The organism is Cryobacterium sp. HLT2-28 (genome assembly GCF_004402495.1).
GTDB classification, from domain to species: Bacteria; Actinomycetota; Actinomycetes; order Actinomycetales; family Microbacteriaceae; genus Cryobacterium; species Cryobacterium mannosilyticum.
Genome location: NZ_SOFH01000002.1, coordinates 83,530 through 109,832 on the forward strand (window position 1 = coordinate 83,530; position 26,303 = coordinate 109,832).

Below are 26,303 nucleotides of genomic sequence, written 5' to 3' on the forward strand. Positions count from 1 at the left end.
GAACCCCGCGGGGCCGCCGACCGGCCGATGGCCTAAAGTTGGACTGTGAAAGACACTCGCCAGCAGCTCATCGACCACATCTCGGCCGAGGCCGTCTTCCACGGTGATTTCACCCTCACCAGCGGCAAGAAGGCCACGTACTACGTCGACCTCCGCAAGGTGAGCCTCGACCACCGGGTCTCCCCGCTGATCGGCCAGGTCATGCTCGATCTCATCGCTGAGATCCCGAACGTGGCCGCCGTCGGCGGGATGACCATGGGCGCCGACCCCGTCGCCGCCGCGATCCTGCACCAGGGGGTCGCCCGCGGCCTGGCCTACGACGCCTTCGTCGTGCGCAAGGAACCCAAGGACCACGGCCGCGGCCGCCAGGTGGAGGGCCCCGACCTGGCCGGCAAGCGCGTGATCGTGCTCGAAGACACCTCCACGACCGGCGGCTCCCCGCTGGCCGCGATCGAGGCGCTGAAGAAGGTCGGCGCCATCATCGCCGGCGTCGCCGTGGTCGTCGACCGGGACACCGGCGCGCGCGAAGTGATCGAGGCCGCCGGCTACCCGTATTACGCCGCCATCGGCCTTGAGGACCTGGGGCTCCGCTGATGCCCGACAAAGACGGGCAGGGCGAAGACGGAGTCGACTGGCTCGCCGCCCAACTCGGCGGCGGAGCCAAGCCGGCCAACCCCGACGAGTTCGTTCCCCGCAAGGGTGCGCCCCTTCGTTCGAAGGACACCCCCGCGGCGCCCGCCGACCCTGCCCCGAAGCCGGCCGGCTTCCTCTGGGGTCTGAAACCCACCACCGAGACCGACCCCCACCTGGCGTCGACGGATGCCGCAACTCCCGCCGCCACGCCGGCCACCCCCGCGCCCGTCCCGGCCGACGCGGCGCCGCGTCCCGCCCGCGACGCGGAGCCTGCCGCCGGCCATCGGGTCGAGCCGCTCACCCCCGCCCAGCCGGCGGACCTCACTCCCGCGGCCCCCACCCCTGCCCGGACCCCCGGGCACGCCCCACTCGTGCCCGAAGCGAACGTCCGTCCCGAGGTGCCCGCGCCCGCTTCGCCTGCCGCCGCACCGGCCGCGCCTGCCCCCGCCGTGCCCGCCCGCTCGGAGGCCGACCTCGAGCCTGCGCCGTGGTGGACGACCCCGGCCCAATCCCCACTCGTGCCCACTGCCGAGGAGACGGCCGACGCGCTCCGCGCGGGCGCCCACGCCGCGCCGGTTGCCGCGACCCCGTCCCCGCTGCCGATCCCCGCGACTGCCCCCACCCCCGCGCTTCGGCGGTTCCGGGCGCGCGCCGCCGCCCCCGCTCCGCTGGAGGCCGAGACCCCGGCCCCCGAGACCCCGGCGATTCCCGCGCCGCTCATCGAGCCCGCGCCGACCATTGCCATGGCGGCCCAGCCCGATGCGACCCCGCCCGACGCGGCCGAGCCGCACGGGACCCCGCCCGACCTGACGACTCGCGCAGTCGCCGAGCCCGAAGCGATCCTGCCCGAGACCCGCCAGGCCCGTAGGCTGGCAGAGGCGGCCGGGACGGACCAGCCGCCGACGCCGGCCCCGAGCGTGGCACCCACCGTGGCCATTCCGGCCGGACCCGCGGCATCCGCCGGCCCGGCCGGCCCGGACGCCCCCGGTCGCCGCCGCGGACCCGGCGGCCGGTCGCCATCGCGCACGGGCGTGTTCGGCGGGCTGCCTCCCCGCCTGGTCTGGATCGCCGGCGCACTACTCGCCGTGATCGTGCTGGTCGGCCTCTTCTTCCTCGGCCGCCAACTCGTCGGCGGCATCGCCCCGGCCGCCGTGGCCACGTCCAGCGCGGCCGCGACCCCGACCCCCACGCCGACCCCCACGGCCGCCCCGGAGCCCACCGGCCCCCAGCCGGTCGGCGTGCACAAGTGGAACACCCTCTTCGGCGGCGAATGCCTGCAGCCGTACGTGTCGCCGTGGGAGGAGGACTTCACCGTCGCCGACTGCGCCGCCCCGCACGCCGCCCAGCTGGTCTACCGGGGAACCTTCCCCGGGGATGCCGCCGCCGCGTTCCCCGGTGAGGAAGCCCTGGCCTCGCAGATCAACCTGCTCTGCAGCGCGACCGGCGTGATCGACCTGGCCGCAGCCGCCGAGTTCGCCGACGTGCAGGTGCAGGGCAGCTACCCGATCACCGCGGAACAGTGGGCGAAGGGCCCGCACTACTACTACTGCTTCGTCAACCGGTCAGGCGGCGAGGCGCTCTCCACGAGCGTCGCCGGCCCCGGACCGGCCCCCGCCGGCTGACGAGGACCGCCGGCTGTCGAGGCGCGTCAGCTGTCGAGGCCCGTCAGCGCTAGACCTCGTCCGACAGCAACGGTTCGCGGGCGACGAGCTCGTGCACGCCCGAGATGATCTCGTCGGGGCGGAACGGGTAGCGGCGCACCTCGGCCTCGTCGCTGATGCCGGTCATCACCAGGATCGTGTGCAGCCCGGCCTCGATCCCGGCGACGATGTCGGTGTCCATCCGGTCGCCGATCATGGCCGTGTTCTCCGAATGCGCGCCGATCTTGTTCATCGCCGAGCGGAACATCATCGGGTTGGGCTTGCCGACGACATACGGCTCCATCCCGGTCGCCTTCGAGATGAGGGCGGCGATCGCGCCCGTCGCCGGCATCGGGCCATCGGCGCTGGGGCCGGTCGCATCCGGGTTGGTCGCGATGAAGCGGGCACCGGCCAGCAGCAGGCGGATCGCCTTGGTGATCGCCTCGAACGAGTAGTTGCGGGTCTCCCCGACGACGACATAGTCGGGGTTCGTCTCGGTCATGATGAAGCCGGCCTCGTGCAGCGCGGTCGTCAGGCCCACCTCGCCGATCACGAAGGCGGTGCCACCCGGCGCCTGCGACTTGAGGAAGTCGGCGGTGGCGAGGGCGGAGGTCCAGATCCGCTCCTCCGGCACGATCAGGCCGGACGCGCGGAGGCGGGCGCTCAGGTCTCGCGGGGTGAAGATGGAGTTGTTGGTGAGCACGAGGAACGGCGTTCCGGCGTCGGTCCAGTTCTGGATCAGTTCGGCCGCACCGGGCAGCGGGCTGTTCTCGTGCACGAGCACACCGTCCATGTCGGTGAGCCAGCATTCGATCTCGTCGCGGCGTGTCATTGGGCGCTCCTCAGGGTCGACCCAAGCCTAGCCGGGGCGGGTTTCCGGGCGGTTACACCGTCAGCCAGATCGACGCGGCGGCATCGGGGTGCAACGGCCGGATGCGCCCGCCCGGCAGGCGCACCGCGCCCGCCTCGAGCACGGTCAGGGCGCTGCCCGGCCCGATCGACTCGGCGGCGAGATCGCGCAGGATTCCCGGGTCGCGGTCGCTGATCCGCAGCACCGTCCCCGCGTGGCCCGGCGCGGCATCCGCCAGCAGGATCGCGGGCCCGCGCACCAGGCTGCCGTCGGCGGCGGGGATCAGGTCGCCGTGCGGGTCGGCGCCCGGTCGGCCGAGCCGCTCGTCGATCGCTTCGAGCAGCCGGTCGGAGAGCGCGTGCTCGAGCACCTCCGCCTCGTCGTGCACCTGGTCCCAGGCATAGCCCATCTCGCGCACGAGCCAGGTTTCGACCAGGCGGTGCCGGCGCACCACCGCGCTCGCGCCGAGGAAACCCGCCCGGGTGAGCCGGAGCGGCCCGTACGGCACATGCGTGATCAGCCCGGCCGCGGCGAGCTTCTTCACCATCTCAGTGACGGATGACGGCGCCACCCCGAGGCGCGAGGCGAGCACCGAGGGGGTGATCGGCTCCGGCTGCCATTCGGTGTGCGCGTAGATGGTCTTGAGGTAGTCCTCCACAGCGGGGGTGGACACTGCCGTGGGCCGCCTGGTCATCCGGATCCCGGCCTCAGGCGCCGGTGAAGATCAGCACGAGCAGCACCACATTCAGGGCGACGAGCAGCACGGCGGCGACGATGCCGGCGGCGGTGGTGAACCACCGGTTCGTGTAATCGCCGAGCACGTCCCGGCGGGAGGTCAGCCAGATCAGGGGGATCAGAGCGAACGGGATGCCGAAGGAGAGCACCACCTGGCTGAGCACGAGGGCGAGGGTGGGGTCGAAGCCCAGCCCGAGGATGAGCAGGGCGGGGATGAGCGTGACCAGGCGGCGCAGCAGCAGGGGAACGCGGATGTGGAGCAGGCCGTGCATGATCTCCGCGCCGGCATACGCGCCGACCGACGTCGACGCGAGCCCGGATGCGAGCAGCCCCACCGCGAACAAGGTCGCGACGAGAGGGCCGAGGTTGGCCTGCAGGGCGGCGTAGGCTCCGGGCAGGCTGTCCGTTCCGGGCGCGCCCTGCAGGGCGGACGCGGCGAGCAGGAGCAGGGCCAGGTTCACGGTGCCGGCGATCGCCATGGCGATCGAGACATCCCACCTGGTCGCCCAGAGCAGCCGGCGAGTCGCCGTCGACCCGACGATGTCGGGGAACCGGTCCCTGGCCAGGGCCGAGTGGGCGTAGATGGCGTGCGGCATGATCGTGGCGCCCAGGATCGACGCGGCGAGGAGCACGGAGTTGGCACCCTCGAAGCGGGGCACCAGCCCGCCCGCGACCCCGGCGGCATCCGGCGGGGCGAAGAAGACGCCGGCGGTGAAGCCGACGGCGATGATCAGGAGCAGCGCCAGCACGACCTTTTCGAAGCTGCGCGGACCGCGGCGGGTCTGCACCGTGAGCACGAGCATCGAGATGACGCCCGTGATGATCCCGCCGGCCAGCAGGGGGAGGCCGAACAGGAGGTAGAGGGCGACCGCGCCGCCGATGATCTCGGCCAGGTCGGTGGCCATCGCCACCAGTTCGGCCTGCATCCAGTACAGCCTCCGCCCGAGCGGCCTCCGCAGCCGCGCCCCGAGGATCTCCGGCAGGCTCGAGCCGGTGACGATCCCGAGTTTCGCCGAGAGGTACTGGATCAGCCAGGCCATCAGGTTGCCGGCGATGACCACCCAGACCAGCAGGTAGCCGAAGCGCGCCCCGGCCGTCATGTTGCTCGCGACATTGCCGGGGTCGAGGTAGGCCACGCCCGCCACGAGGGCCGGTCCGAGCAGCCAGAGCAGGCGAGTGGATGCGATGGTGGCGGGTTGCGCGCCGACCGGCGCCTGCGTCGTCCCAGATTTAGGCATACCGAAATCATAGCCTCGCGGCGGCCCTCCGCCGCTCCCGAGATCGCCTCTTTCGGTCGAAACCGACCCGCGCGCCGGTCGGTCTCGACCGAAACGGCAGATCTCGACGAAGAGGGGAGTCGGGCAGGGGGCCGGCCGGGCCGGGATACGGTTACAGGGTGACTGAATCGCTCAACCCGACGCCCGAGCTCTCGACCCATGGCGTCGGCCCCTGGCAGGGCGATCTCCCCGAGGAGTCGTTCTACGACCCGGAGCTGCTCGAGCACGGCGACACCCGCAACGTGATCGACCGGTACCGGTACTGGTCGATGGCGGCGATCGTGGCCGACCTGGACGAGAAGCGGCATCCGTTCCACGTCGCCATCGAGAACTGGCAGCACGACATGAACATCGGTTCGATCGTGCGCAGCGCCAACGCGTTCGCCGCCGACACCGTGCACATCATCGGCCGCAAGCGCTGGAACAAGCGCGGCGCGATGGTCACCGACCGCTACCAGCACGTGCTGCACCACCCGGACGTCGCGGCCTTCGTCGCCTGGGCCGCCGGCGAGGAACTGCCGATCATCGCCATCGACAACGTGCCGGGCAGCGTCATCATTGAAACCTTCCGCTTCCCGGAGCGCTGCGTGCTGCTCTTCGGGCAGGAGGGCCCAGGTCTCTCCGAGGAGGCGATCGCCGCCGCCGACGCCGTCGTGGAGATCAGCCAGTTCGGCTCGACCCGGTCGATCAACGCGTCGGCGGCGGCCGCCGTGACCATGCACGACTGGGTGCTCCAGCACCTGTTCTGAGCCGCGTCGCCGTCGGCCTGACCCTCGGCGCGATCCTCGTGCTGCTCCTCGGCGCGATGCTGCTCCTGGTCGCCCGAAAGAGGCGAGGCATCCGCCGCGGATAGGGGCTAGCGTGGGGTCATGACTGAGATCACTGACGATCTGCCCGCCCGACTGCTCCACGAGGAGCAGGAGGGCTGGCAGGCGATCCTCGCCGGCCGAGGCGGAGAGTATTACCGCCGCACGATGACCAGGGATGCGCTCCTGATCCTGCCCGGGCGGGTCATCACCCGGGACCAGGTGATGGCGGCGTTCGCGGCCGCCGCCCCGGTCGACAGCTACCAGCTGCGCGAGCCCGCCGTGATCCGGATCAACGACCACGCCGGCATCCTCGTCTATCGCCTCGTCGCCCACCGCGGAGAGACCACGACCGAGGTGAACGCGGCCACGACCTACGTCTTCGCCGACGGCGGCTGGTGCGTCGCCGCCCACCAGCAGACCGCGATCTGAGCCCTCCGCCGGGGCCCGAACAAGGCCTTCCGGCAGGGTTGTGGACCCTCCGGCCGCAGGCTAGCGTGGCGAATAGGTACACATCGTGAGAAGGGACTCCGACCATGGCTGACTTCGGAAATGAGGGGCTGGCGGAGCTGTATCGCCGGCCCGGTTCGGTCTCGACGGTCTACGTGGATGTCACCCAGACCGGCGAGGATCCGCGTCGCACGTCCACCATCCGGCACCGCACCCTGCGCGAGTCGTTGGCCGCCGCGGGAGCGCCGTCCGGTGACGCGGACACGATCGTCGAACTGGTCGAGGAACCGCCGGGCGTTCCCGGCAAGGTCAGCCGGCTGATGATCGTGCGCGACGGCAAGGTCGAGTTCAACGAGGTGCTGCCGGGGGAGCCCCTGGGCGAGTTGATGGCATCCTACGGCCCCGTTCCCAGCCTGATCCCGCTGTTCACCCAGCGCCCCCGGGACCTGAGCTACGTAGTCGCCGAGGTCGGTCGCGACGGCGGCGAGATCCGGCTGTTCCGGCTGAGCCAGGCCGACCCGGTGGCCGAGGAAGACGTGCAGGGCGACACCGAGTACATCACCAAGGTGCAGGTCGGCTTCCTGTCCAACTCGCGCTACCAGCGCGACACCGAGGAGATCTGGAAGCGCAACGAGGGCCAGGTGGCGGACGCCATCGACGAAATCGTGCGCGACAGCGGCGCGGAACTCCTGGTCGTGACCGGGGACGTGCGCGCCCGCCAGCTCCTCGTCGCCCAGCTTGCCCCCGCGACAAGGGACATCCTCGCCGTGGTGCCGACGAACACCCGGCCGGGCGGCGCGACGACCCGTGAACTGGAAGAAGACCTCGACCGGCACCTCGCGTCGATTCTCGCCCAGGACGAATACGACGCCCTCGAACGCCTGGAGTCCGGGCGGGGCGAGGGGCTGGCCGAGATCGACTTCGCCGCGGTGGTGCGGTCGCTCCAGCAGGGCCAGGTCGAGGTGCTCATCCTCGACCCGGCCGGCCTGTCCGGGACCACCCTGATCGCGCTCGACCGGGAACCGTGGGTCGCCGCCTCGTCGGCGGATGCCCTCGGCGCCGGCGAGCTCGGCGAGGTCGCCGCCGCGGACGCCCTGGCCAGGGCCGCCACCCTCACCGACGCCCGGGTGGTGGTCGTGTCGCACGGCGAGCTTCGGGGCGACTCCACCGCCGCGGCACTGCTGCGCTGGTCGACCCTTCCGGCCGCACCCGAGACGGAGTGAGAGGGGACGCCCCTCACCCTCACCGGTGTTCGCGGCGCCAGACAAGTTTCAGGCCCGACCAGTCCTCGTCCAGCGCCGCGACCTTGACGTCGACGAGCCCGATGGTCAGTGCGCTGTCCCGAATGAGGTTCTCGGTCATCTCGCTCCGGTGACCGGCCGCCTTCCGCGGCCAGGCGATCCACACCATGCCGGCCGGCCGGATCCGCTCCGCCAGCGCCGGCAGCTCGGCGATGAAGGCCGCCGGGTCGGTGTGGAACGCCAGGATCACCGCGGCAGGGGCATCCGTCTCACCGGTCAGCCAGTCGATGCGCACTGGCGCGTCCGGAACCATCCACCCGGCCGGCGCGTGCAGCAGTTGCACCGCGTCACCCGCCCGGAGCCCGAGCTTCCTCCACAGCGGAGTACCCGAATAGCCGCCCATCCGCACAGGATACCCGGCTCACCCGATGACCGCACTCTCGCGGGCGGGGATGGCGCCGGCGCCGGGGTCGTCCAGTAATCCACTGACTCGTCAGTACAAGTACAAGGGTTCCCAGCGGACTGGCGGTTTGCGCACCGACCGGAATCCGACCTATACTGACTGGTCAGTATAAAAAGGAAAGAGGTTCGACGTGCAGTCGACTGTGTGGGCGGACGACCTGGCCCTGGAATTCAAACGCGGAGCGGTCTACGGCCCGCTGAGCTTCGAGGTCGGCGACGGCCTCACCGTGCTCTGCGGGCCGTCCGGCAGCGGGCGCACCAGCCTCATGCTCACCCTGGCCGGCCGGATGAAGCCGACCAGCGGAAGCCTGACCGTGCTCGGCCAGGAGCTGCCGCGCCGCGCCCGCCGGGTGCAGAAACGCACCGGCATCTCCGGCTTCCACGACATCGACAACCTCGAAGACTCGGTCACGGTCGGCGCGGCGATCCGCGAACGCGAGGCCTGGGTGTCGCCCTGGTGGGCGTTCATCCGCGCGGTCGACGACACCGAGGTGCGGCGGGTCTGCGCCGCCGTCTTCGGAGACGTGCCGATGCCCGCCGCGGACGCCGTCATCTGGGACCTCGACGAGGTGCAGACCGTGCTCCTCCGGGCCGCCCTCGCCCTGATGAACGAGCCGAGCATCCTCTTCTTCGACCAGGTCGAGCAGGTGCACTCTGCCGAATCCCGCCGCATCCTCTGGCAGCGCCTCGCCGCCCTCGTCGAGGGCGGCACCTGCGTGATCGCCTCCGCCACCGCGCCGGACACCGAACTGTGGTCCGAACTCGGCATCGAACCGACCGTCATTCTCATGAACAAGGAAAACCGCTGAATGTTCGCCTTCCTCTCCTCCGGCACCGAGCTGCACCGCTTCGGCAAGGGCAAGATGCCCAAGATCGCCCTCGTCGTGCTCATGTTCATCCCCCTCATCTACGGGGCGCTCTATCTCTGGGCCTTCTGGGCGCCCAATGACGCCATGGACAATCTGCCCGTCGCCCTCGTGAACGCGGATGCCGGCGCCAGCCGCGACGGCAAGCCGATCACCGCGGGCAAGGACCTCGTCGACCAACTCGTCGACGGGCACGACCTCGGCTGGACGGTGACCAGCGCGAAGGATGCGACCGCCGGCGTGAAGGACGGCGACTACTACTTCGCCGTGACCATCCCGCGCAACTTCTCCGCCAGCGCGGTCTCCGCCGGCACGGACAATCCGACCTCCGCGGTGGTCCAGGTCGACTACAACGACAGCAACAGCTTCCTCGCCACCACGATGGGCAAGCAGGCGATGGTGCAGCTGCGCGACGCGGTGGCCGAGAAGATCGGCGACCAGACCGTCAACGCGCTGCTGGTGGGCGTGAACGACGCCGGCACCGGCATCCGCTCGGCCGCGACCGGGGCCCAGACCCTCGCCGACGGCCTCTCCACAGCAGAGGAGGGCACCGGCGCGCTCAGCGAAGGGCTCGGCTCCCTCTCGGACGGGGCGACCAGCCTCGACGGCGGCGCCGTGCGCCTCGCTGATGGGGCGACCGCGCTCTCCTCCGGGCTCGACACGCTCTCCCGGGGTGCGGCGACCCTCTCCGGGTCGAGCGTGAAGCTCGCGGGCGGCACCGCTCAGGTCTCGGCGGGAATGCAGGCGGCCGCCACGGGGGCCGCAACCCTCTCCGACAAGTCACAGCAGCTCGCCGGCGGCGCCACCAGCATCGCTGACGGCACCGGCAGGCTCGCCGGCGGCACGGCATCCGTGGCCCAGGGCCTCACCGACCTGGAAGCGGCGATGGATGCCAATCCGCTCGCCCCTGCAGCCGCGTTCCGGCCCACCCTGGACAAGATCAAGGCCGGCGCGGCCGACGTCGACGCCGGTGCGCAGGGCGCGGTCACCCAGACCCGTGACTACGCCGGCCTGAGCGGCCAGTTCTCTGCCGGAGTCGGCGAACTCTCCAGCAAGCTCGCCGCCGGGGCGCCGGGCGCCGCCCAGGTCGCCACGGGCGCCGGTCAGCTCTCCACCGGTGCCGCGAGCCTGGCCACGGGCGTTGCCACGGCCGCCACGGGCTCGCACGCCCTGGCCGATGGTTCGAGCGCCCTGCGGGCCGGCGCGGACTCCCTCGTCGACGGTTCGGCGAAACTCGTCGCCGGTGGCACCGCGCTGCAGGACGGCACCGTGCAGCTCGCCTCCGGCTCCCGCACCCTCTCCGACAAGCTCGCCGAGGGCGGCCGGGCCGCCCCTGACCTCAGCCAGGCCGAGATCGACAAGAAGACGGATGTGATCGCCAACCCGGTCACCCTCGACCAGCGCTGGGAGAACGCCTCCAGCAGTTTCGGCGAGGGCTTCGCCCCGTTCTTCCTGGCCCTGGCCACCTTCGTCGGCGCGCTGATCACCTGGCTCATCCTGCGCGCCCTGCCCACCCGGGCGCTGGCCAGCGCGGCCTCCGGCCTCCGCACCACGATGACCGGGTTCCTGCCGGCCATGGCCGTCGGGCTCGCCCAGGTCGTGATCATGGTGCTCGTGCTGGTCTACGGGATCGGGCTCCAGCCGCGGTACTGGCTCGGGATGAGCGCCTTCATCTACCTGACCACGCTCGCCTTCCTCGCCCTGCAGCAGATGTTCATCATCCTGCTCGGGACCGCGGCGGGCCGGGTCGTCAGCCTGGTGCTGCTGATGCTTCAGCTGAGCTCGTCGGGCGGAACCTACCCGGTCGAGACCACGCCGGAGTTCTTCCAGGCGCTGCATCCGTTCATGCCGGCGTCGTACGTGGTCACCGGCCTTCGGCAGCTCATCACCGGCGGCATCGACTCTAGACTGTGGGTCTCGGTGGCTGTGCTGCTGGTCATGCTGGTGGGATCCATCGCCCTCAGCGCCTGGAGCGCCTCCCGGCAACGGATCTGGACGGTCGGCCGCTTGCACCCCGAACTGACGATCTAGGCCGAACCGACAAGAAGGAAGGACGCCATGCCACGCGCCACCGGAACGAAACGCGCCATCCTCGACGCGACGCTGGAGCTGGCGGCCACCAAGGGGATCACCGGCACCACGATGGACGAGGTCGCGGAGCGGGCCGGGGTGGCCAAGGGGAGCCTGTACTACAACTTCGCTTCCAAGGACCGTTTGTTCGAGGAGCTCCTCCAGGAGGGGGTCGGCGCACTCGCCGACACCCTCAGGGAGGCGCGGGCCGGCCTGCACGGCCGGGCAGCGCTCGAGGCGCTGATCAGGGCGCTGCTCGACCGGATCGCCTCCAACACCGCACTGGCCAAGCTGATGGCGGCGGAGATCTTCCGCACCGACCGCACCTGGCAGAAGACCCTGTTCGCGCTCCGGCACGAGGCCCTCACGGTCTTCGCCGAGGCGATCGCGGAGGCGAAGCCGGGCAGCCGGGACGACGGAACCTGCGGTCTGATGGCGTCGAGCGTGTTCGGGGCGGTGCTGCTGTCCGGCCTCGAATGGCTCGTCTTCGACCCGGAGCGGCATCGCGACGAGGTCGCGGCCGCGATCCTCGACTCGTTCTCCGGCGGCCTCCTCGGCGACTGACCGGTGATCGAGCCTGTTCGAGATCGAGCCGCCCCGGTGATCGAGCTTGTCGAGATCCCCGTCCGACGGCGACCGACAGGCTCGACCGACGGCGCAGCATCCGCGTCGCGTTAGGATCGAGTGTGACCGGCGAAAACTTGATTGAGCAGCCCGAGACCCTTCTTCCCGCGGAACCGGAGGTGATCGAGGCTCTGCGACGAGCCGGCAGCGCCGATCTCGGCTCCGTCGTGGTGGCGCATCCGACCTCGTCCCTGGCCTGGGTCGTGCTCGCCGATCTCGCCCACCTCGAGGGTCGCACGATCGAGGAATACGCCTTCGCGCGGGTCGGCTACCACCGAGGCCTCGACGCTCTGCGCAAGGCCGGCTGGCATGGCCACGGCCCCGTCAAGTGGACCCACGAACCCAACCGAGGGGTGCTCCGCGCCCTGTACGCGCTGCGGCGGGCCGCCCGCGAGATCGGCGAGATCGACGAGTTCGACCGCCTCACCACCTTCCTGAACGACGCCGACCACACCGTGATCAGCCGCATCGAGCAGGAAACCATCACGCCGGACGGGTACCGCGCCAACGACCCGGCCCCGCCCACCGAGGCGTTCTTCATCCGAGGAGAGAACTGATATGCCAGCGATTGTTTTGATCGGCGCCCAGTGGGGCGACGAGGGCAAGGGCAAGGCGACTGACCTTCTCGGCAGCCGGGTCGACTATGTCGTCAAGTTCAACGGCGGCAACAACGCCGGCCACACGGTCGTCATCGGCACCGAGAAGTACGCGCTGCACCTGCTGCCCTCCGGCATCCTCACCGCCGGGGTCACCCCGATCATCGCCAACGGCGTGGTCGTCGACATCGAGGTCCTGTTCGAAGAGCTCGACGCGCTCATCTCCCGCGGCGTCGACGTCTCCAAGCTCCGGGTGAGCGCGAACGCGCACATCATCACCCAGTACCACCGCACGGTCGACAAGGTCACCGAACGATTCCTCGGCAAGCGCCAGATCGGCACCACCGGCCGCGGCATCGGCCCGACCTACGCCGACAAGATCAACCGGGTCGGCATCCGCGTGCAGGACCTCTTCGACGAGAACATCCTGCGCCAGAAGGTCGAGGGCGCGCTCGAGCAGAAGAACCACCTGCTGGTCAAGGTCTACAACCGCCGCGCGATCTCGGTCGACGAGATCGTCGAGGACCTGCTCAGCTACGCCGAACGCCTGCGCCCGATGGTCGCCGACACCGCCCTCCTCCTGCACCAGGCGCTCGAAGGCGGCAAGACCGTGCTGTTCGAGGGCGGCCAGGCGACCATGCTGGACGTCGACCACGGCACCTACCCCTTCGTCACCTCCTCGAACGCCACCTCCGGCGGCGCGGTGACCGGCTCGGGCATCGGCCCGAACCGGATCGACCGGATCATCGCCGTCGTCAAGGCGTACACGACCCGCGTCGGCGCCGGCCCCTTCCCGACCGAGCTGTTCGACGAGTCGGGCGAGTTCCTGCGCGCCAAGGGCTTCGAATTCGGCACGACCACCGGTCGCCCCCGCCGCTGCGGCTGGTACGACGCACCCGTCGCCCGGTACACGGCCCGGATCAACGGTGTCACCGACTTCGTGCTGACCAAGCTCGACGTGCTCACCGGCCTCGACGTCATCCCGGTCTGCGTCGCCTACAGCGTCGACGGCGTGCGCTTCGACGAGGTTCCGGTCTCGCAGTCCGACTTCCACCACGCCAAGCCCATCTTCGAGGACTTCCCCGGCTGGACCGAGGACATCACGGGTGCGCGCACCTTCGAGGACCTGCCCCGCGCGGCCCAGGACTACGTGCTCGCCATCGAGAAGATGAGCGGCGCCCGCATCTCGGCGATCGGCGTCGGCCCCGGCCGCGAAGCGATCATCTCCCGGCACGACCTCGTCGACTGATCAGAGAAACGGATGCCGGCGGCGAACCGTTTCGTCGGCATCCGTTCACCGCGCCGTCACATTCTGCTGACACACTGTCGGGATGAGCGCCCTTCGCCCGGCGCCCGCGACGATCGCGGGCCAGTACCTGCAGCTCGAGCCGCTGACGCGCGTGCTGCTGCCCGAGCTGCACCGGGCGATCGCCCAGCCGGCCGTCTTCGCCGGCGGCTACGGCGGCGGGCCGGCCGGGCTGCGCGCCGGCCTCGGTGAATTCATCGATTGGGCCCTCGGCTACTACCAGTGGGCGGGGCTGCCCTACGCGGTGCGCCTGATCGGCGGCCCGCATGACGGAGACCTGGTCGGCACCTCGACCCTCGGCGACCTCGACCTGGCCAACGGCACGGCGCACCTGGGCTGGACCGCCTACGACCCGCGGGTCTGGGGCACCGCCGTCAACGCCGAGGCCAAGCTCCTGCTGCTCGGCCTCGCCTTCGAGCACGGATTCGGCCGGGTGAAGATCCAGGCGGACGCGCTGAACCTGCGTTCCTGCGCCGCCATCGCGGGCATCGGGGCCACCTACGAGGGCACCATCCGCCGTGAGCGACGCCGCGCCGACGGAAGCTGGCGCGACACCGTGGTGTACTCGGTGCTCGAGGATGAGTGGCCGCGGGTGCGGGCCGGCCTCCGGGCAAGACTCGACGGCTACGGCACCCAGGCGGTGCACTACCGAATCGGCCAGCTGAGCTGAGCCCCGCCCGCCCCCCGCGCCCGTCCGCTCCCGCCCGCCGAGTTCTACCGTTGCGGCCCTGCCCGCCCCGCACACCGGTCGGCCTCGACCGGAAGGGTAGAACTCGGCGGGTTTCGGCCGTCGAGGCCGGATCCGGCGCCGGTCGCACCCGGCCGCGATAGGGTCGGCAGGTGATCGACACTCCGACGTCAGGCAAGACCATCGTCACCCTCCAGTTCCTGGGCATGGGCGTGGTCTGGGGCTCCAGCTTCCTGTTCATGAAGGTCGCCCTGGCCGGGGTCAGCTTCGGCCAGGTGGCCTGGTCCCGGCTCGTTCTCGGCGGCCTCACCCTGGGCCTGATCGTGCTCGTCACCCGGCCCCGAGTGAACCGGGGACCGGTGCTTCCACGCGAGGGCATCGTCTGGCTGCACTTCCTCGTGATCGCGATCACCGGATGCGTCGTGCCGCACCTCCTGTTCGCGTGGGCGGAGCAGTACGTGTCCTCGAGCCTGGCGAGCATCTACAACGCCGTCACCCCGATCATGACGGCACTGATGGCCACTCTCGCCTTCCGGGTGGAGCGACTCGTCCGCGGCCAGGTCGTCGGCGTGACCGTCGGCATCCTCGGCGTGGTCGTGATCATCGGGCCGTGGCAGTATGCGGCCCTGACCGGCGATCTCTGGGGCCAGCTCGCCTGCCTCGGCGCCGCGGTCTGCTACGGCTTCACCTTCGGCTACACCCGCCGGTTCCTCAGTGGGCGGCCGATCGCGGGAGCGACCTTCGCCTTCCTCAACATCGGGCTCGGAGGGGCGATCATGCTGCTGCTCACCCCGGTGCTGGCGTGGCATCCGGTGGCCCTCACCGCACCGATCGTGCTGAGCCTGGTCGCGCTCGGGGCGCTCGGCACCGGCGTCGCGTACATCTGGAACATCAACGTGCTCCGGGCCTGGGGGCCGACGAACGCGTCCACGGTCACCTACGTCACCCCGGTGGTCGGTGTGCTGCTGGGTGTGCTCCTGCTCGGCGAGACCTTGTCCTGGCACGAACCGCTCGGTGCGGCCCTGGTGCTCCTCGGCATCCTGCTCGCCCAGAAACGGCTCCGGCTGCCGCCGCGCCGTTCGGCGGCTGCCCGCGAGTCTCCTCCCGGCAGCGCGGCCGCCGCCCCCGCCCGCGCCGCTGGGTCCCCGCGCCGCTGAGTCCCGCCGCCGCGAAGTCCCCGCCCCCCCCGAGATCCGCCCTTCCGGCCCAGCCCGCCCCGCACACCGGTCGGCCTCGACCGGAAGGGTCGAAGTCGGCGGCGATTTCGGCCGCACGGTATCGTCGAACCATGGCAGCAGCAGAGGAATTGCCCGCGGGCGCGGGGCAGGATGCGATCGACGAGCTGGGCAGCATCCGGCAGAGCATCGACAACATCGATGCGGCGCTGATCCACCTGCTCGCCGAGCGCTTCAAGTTCACCCAGCAGGTCGGCCGGCTCAAGGCCGCGCACGGTCTGCCGCCGGCCGACCCGACCCGGGAACTGCTGCAGATCCAGCGCCTGCGCGGCCTCGCCGAGGAGGCCCGGCTCGACCCGGGGTTCGCCGAGAAATTCCTCAATTTCATCATCGCCGAAGTGATCCACCACCATGAGAAGATCGCCGGCACCGAGAACGTGAACGGCGGCGCCCGTGCCGCCGGATCCGCCGCGACCGGATCCGCCGCGACCGGGGCGAACCCCACCTAGTGACCTGGAACCCGCGGAGCCTCCCGGGCCAGGCCGGCAAGACCTTCGTGATCACGGGCGCCAACGCGGGGCTCGGTTACTTCACCGCCGAGCAACTGGCGGATGCCGGCGCCCACGTCGTGCTCGCCTGCCGCAACCCCGACCGGGCCCGGGCCGCCGCCGGGGCGATCCGCGGGCGGGTGCCGGGGGCATCCGTCTCGACAGTGCCGCTCGACGTGGCCGACCTGGCCTCCGTGCGACGAGCGGCCGAGGCCCTGCTCGAACTCCCGTCCATCGACGGCCTCATCCTCAACGCCGGGGTCGTGCACCCGCCGCGCCACCGGGAGGTCAGTGTCGACGGCAACGAACTCGTGTTGGCCACCAACTACCTGGGCCATTTCGCGCTCACCGCGCTCGTGCTGCCGGCGCTGCGGCGCACGCCGGGCAGCCGGGTCGTCTCACTCGGCTCGTTGATCTCGTGGCTGCTTGACTCCCCGCTGCTCGACCTTCAACTGGAGTCGGGCTACAACCGGTGGAAGGCCTACGCACAGTCGAAGATCGCCGCGCAGGTGTTCGGCTTCGAGCTCGATCGACGGCTGCGCGCGGCCGGAGCCGGCGGCGCTGACGGGGTGCAAAGCCTCGTCGCCCACCCCGGCTACTCGATTTCGGGGCTGACGCTGGGCATCCGCGGGGTCAATCAGCCGTCGCGGGCGACCCGTCTCGCCGACAACCTGCAGGCCTTCGGCGCGCAGGGCAAGGATGCGGGCGCGTGGCCCACGGTGCGCGCGGCCGTGGACCCGGATGCCCGTGGCGGCGACTACTACGGCCCGCGGTACCTCACGCGCGGCCTGCCGACGCTGCAGGAGCCCACTCGCACCTCGCTCGACCCCGCGGTGGCCGAGTCGCTCTGGTCGCGCTCGGAGCAGCTCCTGGGTGTCCCCTTCCCGCTCTAGCAGGCCCGTCCCCGCTGCGGCGCCCGCCCACGTCGAGTCTCCCTGCTGTTCTCCGCTCTTCGCCGCGAGAGCTGGTGAATCGTCGGTCTGAGTTGTCCAAACCGACGTTTCACCCGCTCTCGCGTGCACGGAGGTGCCGCGGTCCGCGTCAGGGACGCCATCCAGCGGCGCGCAGTGCCGTTTCGACCTTGCGGAGCACCGACGCCGGTTTGCTTCGCAGGTGGGACTTGTTGATCCGGATCACGCGCCAGCCCTCCTCCATGATCCGGTCGAGCCGGTCGACATCCCAGTGGTATTGATCCTCGTCGGTGCGGTGTTGCTCGCCGTCGTATTCGACGAGCACGCGGTACAGGCGGTAGACCAGATCCCCGGTGGCGATCTTCACCCCGAGGCGGTCGGTGATAGCGCAGTTCACCTCCGGCTCCGGCAGCCCTGCCCGCACGATCAACAGACGCAACTCGGTCTCCTTCGGGGAGTCGACCCCGGGTCGCACCCAGTCGAAGGTCTCGCGCAACTTCCTCGCGCCCCGATGCCCCGCATAGCGCAGGACTGCTGCCCGAAGCGACTCCATCGTCGCCAGCGGTTTCTTGCGGCGCACCAGCGCATCGCCGACCTTGATCAGGTCGTCGAGATCGAGTACGGATGCGAGTCGGCACCAGGTATCGACCGGCGATGTGACTCGCAGCCCCCGAACCTCCACGACGGCGATGCTCCCGGCGCGGACATGGTGGCCGATGACCCCGGAGCTTCCGTGCCGGGCGGCCGGCTTGTCGGTGCACACGTGCAGCAATTGCGAACGCGCCAGGCCGAGCGGCAACGGCAAACCAAGGATGATCGCCGCGGTCACGTCGCTGAAGAACTGGTCGCGGGACATCCGCAGGCTGTAGGCCACGATCCGGGACTCGATCGTTGTGGTGATCCCGGGGGCCGCGTGCAGGCCCCGGTACGGATGCTCCAGGTCGGCACGCCGCAAACGCTCACGGCTGAGACCTGCATCGAGTCCCTCTGCCGTCGTGAATGCTCGCGCGCTCAAGTGCCGCGGGAGCTTCCCGGCCCGTTTCATCCCCCGAGGATGCCCCAAACCGGCATCCGTTCGCCCGATTCATCCACACCCGAACCCAGCACCCCCCACCGGCGCCCCACCGGAGCCCCGACCCGAGCTGCCCTCCCACGAGAGCGGGTGAATCGTCGGTATCAGAAGCTGAAACCGACGATTCACCCGCTCTCGCGGCCTAATCAGTGGCTACTGGGCGAAGCGGGAGGGCAGGGTGCTGCGGTGGCGTGACTGCAGGTCGAGCAGGCTCACCGTGAAGTAGTCCTGGATCTCGAGGACCGGCGCCGTGGCATCCGTCACGCCGATGCGCAGCACCGGGTAGCCGCGCCCCTCGCACAGGCCGAGGAACTTCACGTCGTCCTCGCGCGGCACCGACACGACCACGCGGCCGGCCGACTCCGAGAAGAGGGCGACGGATGCGTCCACCCCGTCGCGCTCGCAGATGTCGCCGAGCCAAACCCGGGCGCCGACCCCGAACCGGAGCACCGCCTCGGCCAGCGTCTGCGCCAGCCCGCCCGTCGAGAGGTCGTGCGCGCTGTCGATCAGCGCTTCGATCGACGCTGCGTGCAGGAGTCCAGCGAGTCGCGCCTCCCCAGGAAGGTCGACCACGGGCGGCAGGCCGCCGAGGTGGTCGTGGATGACGCCGGCCCAGGCGGAGCCGTCGAGTTCCTCACGGGTGATGCCGAGCAGGTAGATGTTGTGGCCGTCGTCCTGCCAGCCGCTGGGCACCCGGCGGGCGACGTCGTCGATGACACCGAGCACGGCCACGACCGGGGTCGGGTGGATCGGCTGGTCGCCGGTCTGGTTGTAGAACGAGACGTTTCCGCCGGTGACCGGGATCTCCAGTTCGAGGCAGCCGTCGGCGAGCGCCGTGACGGCGCGTTCGAACTGCCACATCACCTCGGGGTTCTCCGGCGATCCGAAGTTGAGGCAGTCGCTGATGCCCACCGGCACCGCGCCGGTCGCGGCCACGTTCCGGTACGCCTCGGCGAGGGCGAGCTGCGCGCCGCGGTACGGGTCGAGCTGGCAGTAGCGGCCGTTCGCATCGGTGGCGATCACGAAGCCGAGGCCGGATTCCTCGTCGATCCGGATCATGCCCGCGTCGTCGGGGAACGAGAGGGCCGTGTTGCCCAGCACGTAGCGGTCGTACTGGTCAGTGATCCAGCTCGGGTCGGCCAGGTTCGGCGAGCCGAGCAGGGCGAGGAACTGCTCGCGCAGGGTGGCAGCATCCGTCGGGCGGGGCAGGGCGGATGCCGTGTCCGCCTGCAGCGCGTCGAGCCAGGCCGGGTAGGCCACGGGCCGGTCGTAGACGGGGCCGTCGACCGCGACGGTGCGCGGGTCCACGTTGACGATCTCTTCGCCGTGCCAGTCGATGATCAGCCGGCCGGAGTCGGTGACCTCGCCGAGCACGCTGGTCTCGACGTCCCACTTCGCGGTGACGGCGAGGAACCCGGCGAGCTTCTCCGGGGTGACGACCGCCATCATCCGTTCCTGGCTCTCCGACATGAGGATCTCCTCGGCGGTGAGCGACGGGTCCCGCAGCAGCACCTTGTCGAGCTCGATGAACATGCCGCCGTCGCCGTTGGAGGCGAGCTCGCTGGTCGCGCAGGAGATGCCGGCCGCGCCGAGGTCCTGGATGCCCTCGACCAGCTTGTCGCGGTACAGCTCGAGGCAGCACTCGATCAGCACCTTCTCGGCGAACGGGTCGCCGACCTGAACGGCGGGGCGCTTGGTCGGCCCACCCTCGGAGAAGGTGTCCGACGCGAGAATGGATGCCCCGCCGATGCCGTCGCCGCCGGTGCGCGCCCCGAAGAGCACGACCTTGTTGCCCGCGCCGGTGGCGTTGGCCAGGTGCAGGTCCTCGTGCCGCAGCACGCCCACCGAGAGGGCGTTGACCAGCGGGTTGCCCTGGTAGACCTTGTCGAACCAGGTCTCGCCGCCGATGTTGGGCAGGCCGAGGCAGTTGCCGTAGAAGGAGATGCCGGAGACGACGCCGTGCACGACCCGGGCGGTGTCGGGGTCGTCGATGTCGCCGAAGCGGAGGGCGTCCATCACGGCGACCGGGCGGGCGCCCATCGAGATGATGTCGCGCACGATGCCGCCGACGCCGGTCGCGGCGCCCTGGAACGGCTCAATGTAGGAGGGGTGGTTGTGCGACTCGATCTTGAAGGTGACCGCCCAGCCCTCGCCGACGTCGAGCACGCCGGCGTTCTCGCCCATGCCCACCATCAGGTTCTTCTTCATGGCCGGGGAGACCTTGTCGCCGAACTGGCGCAGGTACTTCTTCGAACTCTTGTAGGAGCAGTGCTCGCTCCACATCACCGAGTACATCGCGAGTTCGCCCGAGGTGGGGCGGCGGCCGAGGATGGTGCGGATCTCCGCGTACTCGCCCGGGGTCAGGCCGAGCGCGTCGAACGGCTGCTCTTTGTCGGGTGTCGCGATCGCGTTGGTCACGGTGTCGGCGACGCCGCGGGAGGATGAAGTGGAAACAGCGGTCACGAGGCGTTCTCCCAGGGATAGCGGATGCTTGGCCCCGCAAGTCTACCGTCGCGGGCTGTTCTCCTCCCCAGCCGGACGGACTGCAACGGAGTGTGCCAGCATGAATGGGTGACCTATCTCCCCGCTGACACCAGATACGACTCCATGCCCTACCGCCGCACCGGGCGGAGCGGCCTCAAACTCCCCGCGATCTCACTGGGGCTGTGGCAGAACTTCGGCGACACCACCGCGCGCCAGACGCAGCGGGACATCCTGCGCCGCGCGTTCGACCTCGGGGTGACCCACTTCGACCTCGCCAACAACTACGGCCCGCCCTACGGCAGCGCCGAGACGAACTTCGGCGCTCACCTGCGGCAGGACTTCTCCGCCCACCGCGACGAACTGGTCATCTCGACCAAGGCCGGCTATGACATGTGGCCGGGGCCGTACGGCGAGTGGGGATCCCGCAAGTCGGTGCTCGCCAGCCTGGACCAGTCGCTCGGCCGGATGGGCGTCGACTACGTCGACGTGTTCTACTCGCACCGCGCCGACCCCGACACGCCGCTCGAGGAGACCATGGGCGCCCTGCACACCGCGGTTACCAGCGGCAAGGCCCTCTACGCCGGCGTGTCCTCCTATTCCCCCGAGCGCACCCGGCAGGCCGCCGAGATCCTCGCCGGCCTGGGCACCCCGCTGCTGATCCACCAGCCCTCCTATTCGATGGCCAACCGCTGGGTCGAGACCGAACTCCTCGGCACCCTCGACGAGCTCGGCGTCGGCTGCATCGCGTTCTCGCCGCTGGCCCAGGGTCTGCTCACCGACCGCTACCTGCACGGGGTGCCCGAGGGCTCGCGCGCCGCCCGCCCCGGCTCGATGAGCAAGGACATGATCAACGACGAGACGCTGGGGCACATCCGGGCACTCACCGCGATCGCGGCCGACCGCGGGCAGTCGCTCGCGCAGCTCGCGCTGGCCTGGGTGCTGCGGCGCCGCGAGGTCACATCCGCCCTGGTCGGGGCGTCATCCGTCGCCCAGCTGGAGACGAACCTGGCCGCCCTGGACAACCTGGCCTTCGACGACGAGGAACTCGCCCGCATCGACCTGCACGCGGTCGATCTGGGCATCAACCTCTGGGCGCAGTCGGCCGCCGTCTAAACCGCCGTCCTAACCGCCGTCTAAACCGCCGTCCTAACCGCCGTTCAGCACATCGGTGGGCACCGCGCGGGGCCGGCCCGGATGTCAGAACTCGGGCATGAAGCTCTGCCAGACCGCACGCCGTTCCCCGCGCGGGTCCGACTCGATCCGGTCCTCCTCGTCGATGATCAGGGTCAGCCGTTCCGGCTCCGTGTAGGTCGGCCAGGTGTCGTCCGGCCGGCCGGTGACGGCGAAACGCAGCCAGTGCCGTCGCATCCGTTCCCCGGCGCCGATGAACGCCGCGCGGCCGCCGAGCAGGCTCATCGCCCGGGCGAAGGGGGCGTCGACCTGCTCGAACAGGGCGAACAGTTCCAGGCCGTGGGTCGCGCCGATGCCGAGCAGGTGCATGAGCCGGGGGGCCAGGTCGAACCGGTACACGTAGACCGGCGCCACCCGGGAATGCAGTTCGCCGATCTGCACGCTCGGATACCAGAACACGAAGTCGCCGCCGAAGTCGACGGCAGACCGGTTCGCCGGCAGCCGGGAGTACACCGCCCGCATCGCGTCGTGCGAGGACACGGGGGCGTTGTCGTAGACCGACACGATCCGCCACGGCGACCGGGGCAGGATGTCCACCCGGCCCCGGAACAGTGAGCCCTCCCGCTCGTTCGTGCCGATGATCAACGGCACCCGGTGCGCCCGCCCGTGCCGGAACGCGTCGAGCGGCCGTTCGGGCAGGAAATCGCCGTCGACGACGGGCGCCAGGCAGAACGTGCCGGGGTTTGCGTCGGGGGTGCGAGACTGCACGACCACGGCCGCGCGGGTCAGGTCGGCGACCTCCGCGGAACAGAGCAGGTCATTCGGGTCGGCCTGCTCCCCGCCGGGAATCTCGGTGATCGCCCGCAGCTCGTCGACGAACTCCGCGGCCCAGCCGTCGGTGAGCGCGGTGGAGAACGAGGCGTTCGTCGGGGCGCTCTGCGCGATCGCCCGGGTGAACAGGCCCGCTGCGCTCGGCGTCGCCATCAGCGTGATCACCGCGTTGCCGCCGGCGGATTCGCCGAACACGGTCACGTTGTGGGGGTTGCCGCCGAAGGCACGGATGTTGTCCCGCACCCATTCCAGGGCGGCAACCTGGTCGCGCAGCCCGAGATTGCTCTCGAGGGGGCGCTCCGGCGTCGAATACCGGCTGAAGTCGAGGTAACCGAGCGCGCCGAGCCGGTAGTTGAAGCTGACGTAGACGACCCGCCCGCTCCGCACGAAGCGCTCGCCGCGGCCGGCGAATTCCTGCGACGAGCCCACGCTGTACCCGCCGCCGTGGATGAACACCATCACCGGCCGGCCGAGCCGTCTGCGGGAGGGTGCTGCCGGGCGCAACACGTTGATGGTCAGGCAGTCCTCGCCCGCGGGCACCTTCGGCCCGGCTCCCCTGAACTGGCCCTTGTACGGTTGCGGCGCGATCCGCCCGAACGCCGACGCATCCCGGATGCCGTCCCACGGCACGACGGGCCGGGGCGCACGGAACCGGTACTCGCCCACCGGCGGCGCGGCGTAGGGGATCCCGCGCCAGGCCAGCATGCCGTCCTCCTGCACGCCGCGCACGATGCCGCCGGTGACCCGCACGTCCAGGCGGCCAGGCAGCGGCACCGGCGCGTCGTGGGCCAGGATCGCGCTCATGCCGCCTCGTCTCCTCGTACGGTCCTTCTCGGTGCTGGTGCTGGTGCCGGTGCGGGTGCCGGTGCGGGTGCTGGGGCAGCCGGTGGCGCCGCTACCGGTATTCCGGGTTCGCCTGGAAGCCGAATCGCTCGCCCTTGTCCCAGTCCTGGCGCAGGTTGCCATAGGCGGGGATCCCGCCGTTGGCCTTGAGGATCGCGGCCAGGTGCATGAGGTTCCAGGTCATGAAGGTGGTGTTGCGGTTGGTGAAGTCGTTCTCCGGCCCGCCGGAGCCCGGGTCGAGGTAGCTGGGGCCCGGCCCGATCTCGCCGATCCAGCCGGCATCCGCCGCGGGCGGGATCGTGTAACCGACGTGCTGCAGGCTGTAGAGGATGTTCGACGCGCAGTGTTTCACGCCGTCCTCGTTGCCGGTGATGATCGCCCCGCCGACCTTGCCGTAAAAGACGTACTGGCCCTTGTCGTTGAATTCGCCGCTCATCGCGTAGAGCCGTTCGATAATCCGCTTGGTGACCGAGCCGTTGTCGCCGAGCCAGATCGGCCCGCCGATGACGAGGATGTCGGAGGCGCGCACCTTGTCGAACAGGGCCGGCCAGGCATCCGTCTTCCAGCCGTGCTCGGTCATGTCGGGGTAGACGCCGGTGGCGATCTCGTGGTCGATCGCCCTGAGAGTCTCGACGTAGACGCCCTGCTCGTGCATGATCGCCGCGCTGAGGTTGATGATGCCCTGAGTGTGGCTGACCTCGGGGCTGCGTTTCAAGGTGCAGTTGATGAACAGGGCCCGCAGGCCGGAGTATTCGAAGGATGCCTGGGTGTTGCGGTTCGGGGTCATGGCGCCAGTTTTGCACCGGCCCGGGGCTCCGGCTAGGGGCCCGGCCGGGGGCGGCCCCACCATTGCCGGGGCGCCGCCATCGGGGCTAAAATGCGGCGTGACCCCCCGCCAGCGCCGCGTCCTGATCGTGTCCATCCTGTCGTCCTTCGTGGCCTTCCTCGACGGCTCCATCATCAACGTGGCGCTGCCCGCTATCGGGCGGGAGTTCGGCGGCGACCTGGCCCTGCAACAGTGGGTGGTCGACGGCTACCTGCTCTCCCTCGGCGCGTTGATCCTCGTGGCTGGCTCCCTCTCCGACACCTACGGCCGGGTGCGGGTGCTGCGGGCGGGCCTGATCTGGTTCGGGATCACCTCGCTGGCCTGCGCCGTGGCGCCGCTGGGGACCCTGCTGGTGGTGGCCAGGATCCTGCAGGGCGTGGCGGCCGCGCTGCTGGTGCCGAGCTCCCTCGCCCTGATCACCTCCACCTTCTCCGGCCCGGCGCAGGGCAAGGCGATCGGCGCCTGGACCGGCTGGACCGGCATCGCCGGCATCGCGGGACCGGTGCTCGGCGGCGTCCTGGTCGACACGATCGGCTGGCGCTTCGTCTTCGGGATCAATGTGCTGCCCATCCTGGTCACCCTGATCGTGCTGGCCCGGATCGATGAGCCGGCGCGCACCGGCCCGGCCGCCCGGATCGACCTCGTGGGCGCGGGGCTGGCCGTCGTCGGCCTGGGTGCCCCCGTCTTCGCCCTGATCGAGCAGGGCCGACTGGGCTGGGGCAGCCCGGTGGTCGTCGTGCCGCTCATCGTGGGCGTGCTTGCGCTCGCCGCGTTCCTCCGGTGGGAGGCCCGGGCGCCGCAGCCGATGATGCCGCTCGGGCTGTTCCGAGTGCGCAACTTCTGGGTCGGCAACATCGCCACCGTCGGCATCTACTCCGCACTGAGCCTGGGCTTCTTCATCTTCGCGGTCTACCTGCAGCAGGTGGGCGGGTTCTCCGCCACCGCGGCGGGAATCGCGGGGGTGCCGGCCACACTCATGCTGCTCCTCTTCGCGACACTGTTCGGCACCCTTGCCGGTCGCTACGGCCCGCGCCGGTTCATGACCATCGGCCCCATGGTCGCGGGGGCCGGCTTCCTGCTGCTCCTGGCCGCCGTGCCGCCGATCAACGTGTGGCTGCAGGTGGTGCCCGCCATCGTGCTGATCGGCCTCGGCCTGGCCATCACGGTCGCGCCGCTGACCTCGGCGGTGCTGGGATCGATCCGGGCGGAGCAGGCCGGTATCGGATCGGCCATCAACAACGCCGTGTCGCGGGTTGCCGGCCTCATCGCCGTGGCCCTGGCCGGCACGATCATCGGCGAACGGCTCGATCTGGCCGGCTTCCAGCGGGTGATGGTCGTCGTCGCCGTGCTCATGTTCGCCGGCGGGATCGTGTCCTGGCTGGGCATCCGCACCCCGGTCGTCGCCTCGCACGAACGAGACAGCTCGGAAAAACTGTTATAGTTTCCAAGTTGTCTTCGAGCGTAAAGTTCGAACGGCACCACTGCGCTCGTAGCTCAACGGATAGAGCATCTGACTACGGATCAGAAGGTTGGGGGTTCGAATCCCTTCGGGCGCACAGTAAGAAAGCGGCTCACTTCGGTGGGCCGTTTTCGTTTTCCCCTGGGGATCCTGCCCTTGCGCGGCCGAGCCGAGGGGGGAGACTGTGGGAATGGTCCGACAGGCGATCGAGGGAGACCTCAATGAAGATCTTTCCCGGCGACCGGTGGGTGCGCGCATTCGTCGAAGGCACCACGGTGGTGGACAGCCGGGATTCGCTCCTGTTCTGGGAGGACGGCTTCCCGGTGCCCGGCTACGCCTTCTCGGCGGAGACCGCCGAGCTGCCGCTGCTCTCCGAAGGCGCTGACGCGCCCGTGCGGCGGGCGACGGCGAACGCCGCGGTCGACGGTCAGCGCGCAGCGAGCACTTTCCGCGTCGGCCTGGCCGAGTCGCGCCGCACGCTGGTGCGGTCACAGCCGGTGCACTTGAGCACGTAGAGCGGAAGGGTCAGCCGTTCGGCATGGGCAGGATTCGGCGTGAGCCGGGCCGGCGAATGACAAAACGGGCAGGTGATTCTCATGGTGATGTACCCCCTCGGGCAAGAACGCCACGCTTGCGAAGTGTAATTCCGAAGTTACTCCGCGCCGACGGGGAGAGTCACCCCCTAGATGAGTGAGTCCTAATGGTCGTAGGCGATGAGGGATCGTTTGTTGGGTGTTCCGAGGAGCCAGTTGTGCCAGATTCCGGCGGCGAGGGCGAGT

General features: G+C 70.4%; 25 protein-coding genes and 1 tRNA gene. 18 read left to right on the forward strand and 8 right to left on the reverse strand.

The annotated features are described in order from the left end of the window. Positions 1 to 45: 45 nt before the first annotated feature. Both pyrE and E3O48_RS00625 read left to right on the forward strand, forming a co-directional pair. On the forward strand, positions 46 to 594 hold the full coding sequence (gene pyrE, locus E3O48_RS00620; RefSeq protein WP_134536921.1) for an orotate phosphoribosyltransferase: 549 nt from the start codon (positions 46 to 48) through the stop codon (positions 592 to 594). Beyond that, the gene (locus tag E3O48_RS00625) at positions 594 to 2,255 is read left to right on the forward strand and encodes a hypothetical protein (RefSeq protein ID WP_134536922.1); all 1,662 of its coding nucleotides are present in this window, start codon (positions 594 to 596) and stop codon (positions 2,253 to 2,255) included. Before pyrE ends, E3O48_RS00625 begins: the two co-directional genes overlap by 1 nt. A 49-nt stretch (positions 2,256 to 2,304) precedes the next feature. Here the strand turns inward: E3O48_RS00625 and E3O48_RS00630 are convergent, their stop codons facing one another. Genes E3O48_RS00630 through E3O48_RS00640 form a run of 3 tightly spaced genes read right to left on the reverse strand, consistent with a single transcriptional unit; the run spans position 2,305 to position 5,096 of the window. After that, complete coding sequence (locus tag E3O48_RS00630; protein ID WP_134536923.1) at positions 2,305 to 3,105, reverse strand: HAD-IIA family hydrolase; 801 nt, start codon at positions 3,103 to 3,105, stop codon at positions 2,305 to 2,307. Positions 3,106 to 3,157: 52 nt separating this feature from the next. After that, positions 3,158 to 3,817 carry a metal-dependent transcriptional regulator gene (locus E3O48_RS00635; protein WP_241982335.1) on the reverse strand — a complete coding sequence of 220 codons (660 nt, stop codon included), beginning with the start codon at positions 3,815 to 3,817 and terminating at the stop codon, positions 3,158 to 3,160. A 13-nt stretch (positions 3,818 to 3,830) separates the two neighbouring features. After that, the gene (locus E3O48_RS00640) at positions 3,831 to 5,096 is read right to left on the reverse strand and encodes an Nramp family divalent metal transporter (protein WP_134536925.1); all 1,266 of its coding nucleotides are present in this window, start codon (positions 5,094 to 5,096) and stop codon (positions 3,831 to 3,833) included. Positions 5,097 to 5,254: 158 nt separating this feature from the next. On the opposite strand from E3O48_RS00640, the gene E3O48_RS00645 reads away from it, so the two are divergent. From E3O48_RS00645 to E3O48_RS00655, 3 genes are all read left to right on the forward strand, one after another. Next, positions 5,255 to 5,884 carry an RNA methyltransferase gene (locus E3O48_RS00645; protein ID WP_134536926.1) on the forward strand — a complete coding sequence of 210 codons (630 nt, stop codon included), beginning with the start codon at positions 5,255 to 5,257 and terminating at the stop codon, positions 5,882 to 5,884. A gap of 120 nt (positions 5,885 to 6,004) precedes the next feature. Further along, positions 6,005 to 6,373 (forward strand): DUF4440 domain-containing protein, encoded by a 369-nt coding sequence (locus E3O48_RS00650; protein WP_134536927.1) that lies wholly within the window; start codon positions 6,005 to 6,007, stop codon positions 6,371 to 6,373. Between the two features lie 104 nt (positions 6,374 to 6,477). Continuing rightward, positions 6,478 to 7,614 (forward strand): Vms1/Ankzf1 family peptidyl-tRNA hydrolase, encoded by a 1,137-nt coding sequence (locus E3O48_RS00655; protein WP_134536928.1) that lies wholly within the window; start codon positions 6,478 to 6,480, stop codon positions 7,612 to 7,614. Positions 7,615 to 7,633: 19 nt separating this feature from the next. Here the strand turns inward: E3O48_RS00655 and E3O48_RS00660 are convergent, their stop codons facing one another. Continuing rightward, positions 7,634 to 8,035: a DUF3052 family protein gene (locus tag E3O48_RS00660; protein WP_134536929.1), complete on the reverse strand. Its 402-nt coding sequence runs from the start codon at positions 8,033 to 8,035 to the stop codon at positions 7,634 to 7,636. Positions 8,036 to 8,225: 190 nt separating this feature from the next. On the opposite strand from E3O48_RS00660, the gene E3O48_RS00665 reads away from it, so the two are divergent. The 9 genes from E3O48_RS00665 to E3O48_RS00705 all read left to right on the forward strand — a co-directional run bounded on the left by E3O48_RS00665 (position 8,226) and on the right by E3O48_RS00705 (position 16,860). After that, on the forward strand, positions 8,226 to 8,903 hold the full coding sequence (locus E3O48_RS00665) for an ATP-binding cassette domain-containing protein (protein WP_134536930.1): 678 nt from the start codon (positions 8,226 to 8,228) through the stop codon (positions 8,901 to 8,903). Then, positions 8,904 to 10,991 (forward strand): YhgE/Pip family protein, encoded by a 2,088-nt coding sequence (locus E3O48_RS00670; protein ID WP_134536931.1) that lies wholly within the window; start codon positions 8,904 to 8,906, stop codon positions 10,989 to 10,991. 27 nt (positions 10,992 to 11,018) lie between these two features. Then, positions 11,019 to 11,594, forward strand: coding sequence for a TetR/AcrR family transcriptional regulator (locus E3O48_RS00675; RefSeq protein ID WP_134536932.1), 576 nt, complete (start codon positions 11,019 to 11,021; stop codon positions 11,592 to 11,594). 122 nt (positions 11,595 to 11,716) lie between these two features. Continuing rightward, entirely contained in the window at positions 11,717 to 12,211 is a 495-nt protein-coding gene (locus E3O48_RS00680) for a DUF3151 domain-containing protein (RefSeq protein WP_134536933.1), read from the forward strand. A gap of 1 nt (position 12,212) precedes the next feature. Continuing rightward, a complete protein-coding gene (locus E3O48_RS00685; RefSeq protein WP_134536934.1) occupies positions 12,213 to 13,499 on the forward strand; it encodes an adenylosuccinate synthase in 1,287 nt (428 codons plus the stop codon). Between the two features lie 82 nt (positions 13,500 to 13,581). Next, positions 13,582 to 14,226, forward strand: a complete 645-nt coding sequence (locus E3O48_RS00690; protein ID WP_134508959.1) for a GNAT family N-acetyltransferase — start codon at positions 13,582 to 13,584, stop codon at positions 14,224 to 14,226. Between the two features lie 224 nt (positions 14,227 to 14,450). Further along, a complete protein-coding gene (locus E3O48_RS00695; RefSeq protein ID WP_134536951.1) occupies positions 14,451 to 15,401 on the forward strand; it encodes a DMT family transporter in 951 nt (316 codons plus the stop codon). 131 nt (positions 15,402 to 15,532) lie between these two features. After that, positions 15,533 to 15,928 (forward strand): chorismate mutase, encoded by a 396-nt coding sequence (locus E3O48_RS00700; RefSeq protein WP_134536935.1) that lies wholly within the window; start codon positions 15,533 to 15,535, stop codon positions 15,926 to 15,928. Continuing rightward, positions 15,928 to 16,860, forward strand: a complete 933-nt coding sequence (locus E3O48_RS00705) for an SDR family NAD(P)-dependent oxidoreductase (RefSeq protein ID WP_134536936.1) — start codon at positions 15,928 to 15,930, stop codon at positions 16,858 to 16,860. Before E3O48_RS00700 ends, E3O48_RS00705 begins: the two co-directional genes overlap by 1 nt. 148 nt (positions 16,861 to 17,008) lie before the next feature. Here the strand turns inward: E3O48_RS00705 and E3O48_RS00710 are convergent, their stop codons facing one another. Together E3O48_RS00710 and purL are read right to left on the reverse strand one after the other, a co-directional pair. After that, entirely contained in the window at positions 17,009 to 17,752 is a 744-nt protein-coding gene (locus tag E3O48_RS00710) for a DUF559 domain-containing protein (RefSeq protein ID WP_166788568.1), read from the reverse strand. Positions 17,753 to 18,103: 351 nt separating this feature from the next. Further along, positions 18,104 to 20,413, reverse strand: coding sequence for a phosphoribosylformylglycinamidine synthase subunit PurL (purL, locus tag E3O48_RS00715; protein ID WP_134508967.1), 2,310 nt, complete (start codon positions 20,411 to 20,413; stop codon positions 18,104 to 18,106). 108 nt (positions 20,414 to 20,521) lie between these two features. Here purL and mgrA point away from each other — a divergent pair, with 108 nt between their 5' ends. Next, positions 20,522 to 21,547, forward strand: a complete 1,026-nt coding sequence (gene mgrA / locus E3O48_RS00720) for an L-glyceraldehyde 3-phosphate reductase (RefSeq protein ID WP_255453677.1) — start codon at positions 20,522 to 20,524, stop codon at positions 21,545 to 21,547. A gap of 84 nt (positions 21,548 to 21,631) precedes the next feature. Here the strand turns inward: mgrA and E3O48_RS00725 are convergent, their stop codons facing one another. Both E3O48_RS00725 and E3O48_RS00730 read right to left on the reverse strand, forming a co-directional pair. Continuing rightward, positions 21,632 to 23,200, reverse strand: coding sequence for a carboxylesterase/lipase family protein (locus E3O48_RS00725; RefSeq protein WP_134536939.1), 1,569 nt, complete (start codon positions 23,198 to 23,200; stop codon positions 21,632 to 21,634). 91 nt (positions 23,201 to 23,291) lie between these two features. Further along, entirely contained in the window at positions 23,292 to 24,026 is a 735-nt protein-coding gene (locus tag E3O48_RS00730; RefSeq protein WP_134536940.1) for a flavodoxin family protein, read from the reverse strand. Between the two features lie 97 nt (positions 24,027 to 24,123). Here E3O48_RS00730 and E3O48_RS00735 point away from each other — a divergent pair, with 97 nt between their 5' ends. The 3 genes from E3O48_RS00735 (at position 24,124) to E3O48_RS00745 (ending at position 26,039) form a co-directional block, all read left to right on the forward strand. Beyond that, positions 24,124 to 25,506, forward strand: coding sequence for an MFS transporter (locus E3O48_RS00735; protein ID WP_241982336.1), 1,383 nt, complete (start codon positions 24,124 to 24,126; stop codon positions 25,504 to 25,506). 42 nt (positions 25,507 to 25,548) lie between these two features. Beyond that, positions 25,549 to 25,621: transfer RNA gene (locus E3O48_RS00740), tRNA-Arg, on the forward strand. A 124-nt stretch (positions 25,622 to 25,745) separates the two neighbouring features. Continuing rightward, positions 25,746 to 26,039: a hypothetical protein gene (locus E3O48_RS00745; protein ID WP_134536942.1), complete on the forward strand. Its 294-nt coding sequence runs from the start codon at positions 25,746 to 25,748 to the stop codon at positions 26,037 to 26,039. Positions 26,040 to 26,303: the final 264 nt, after the last annotated feature.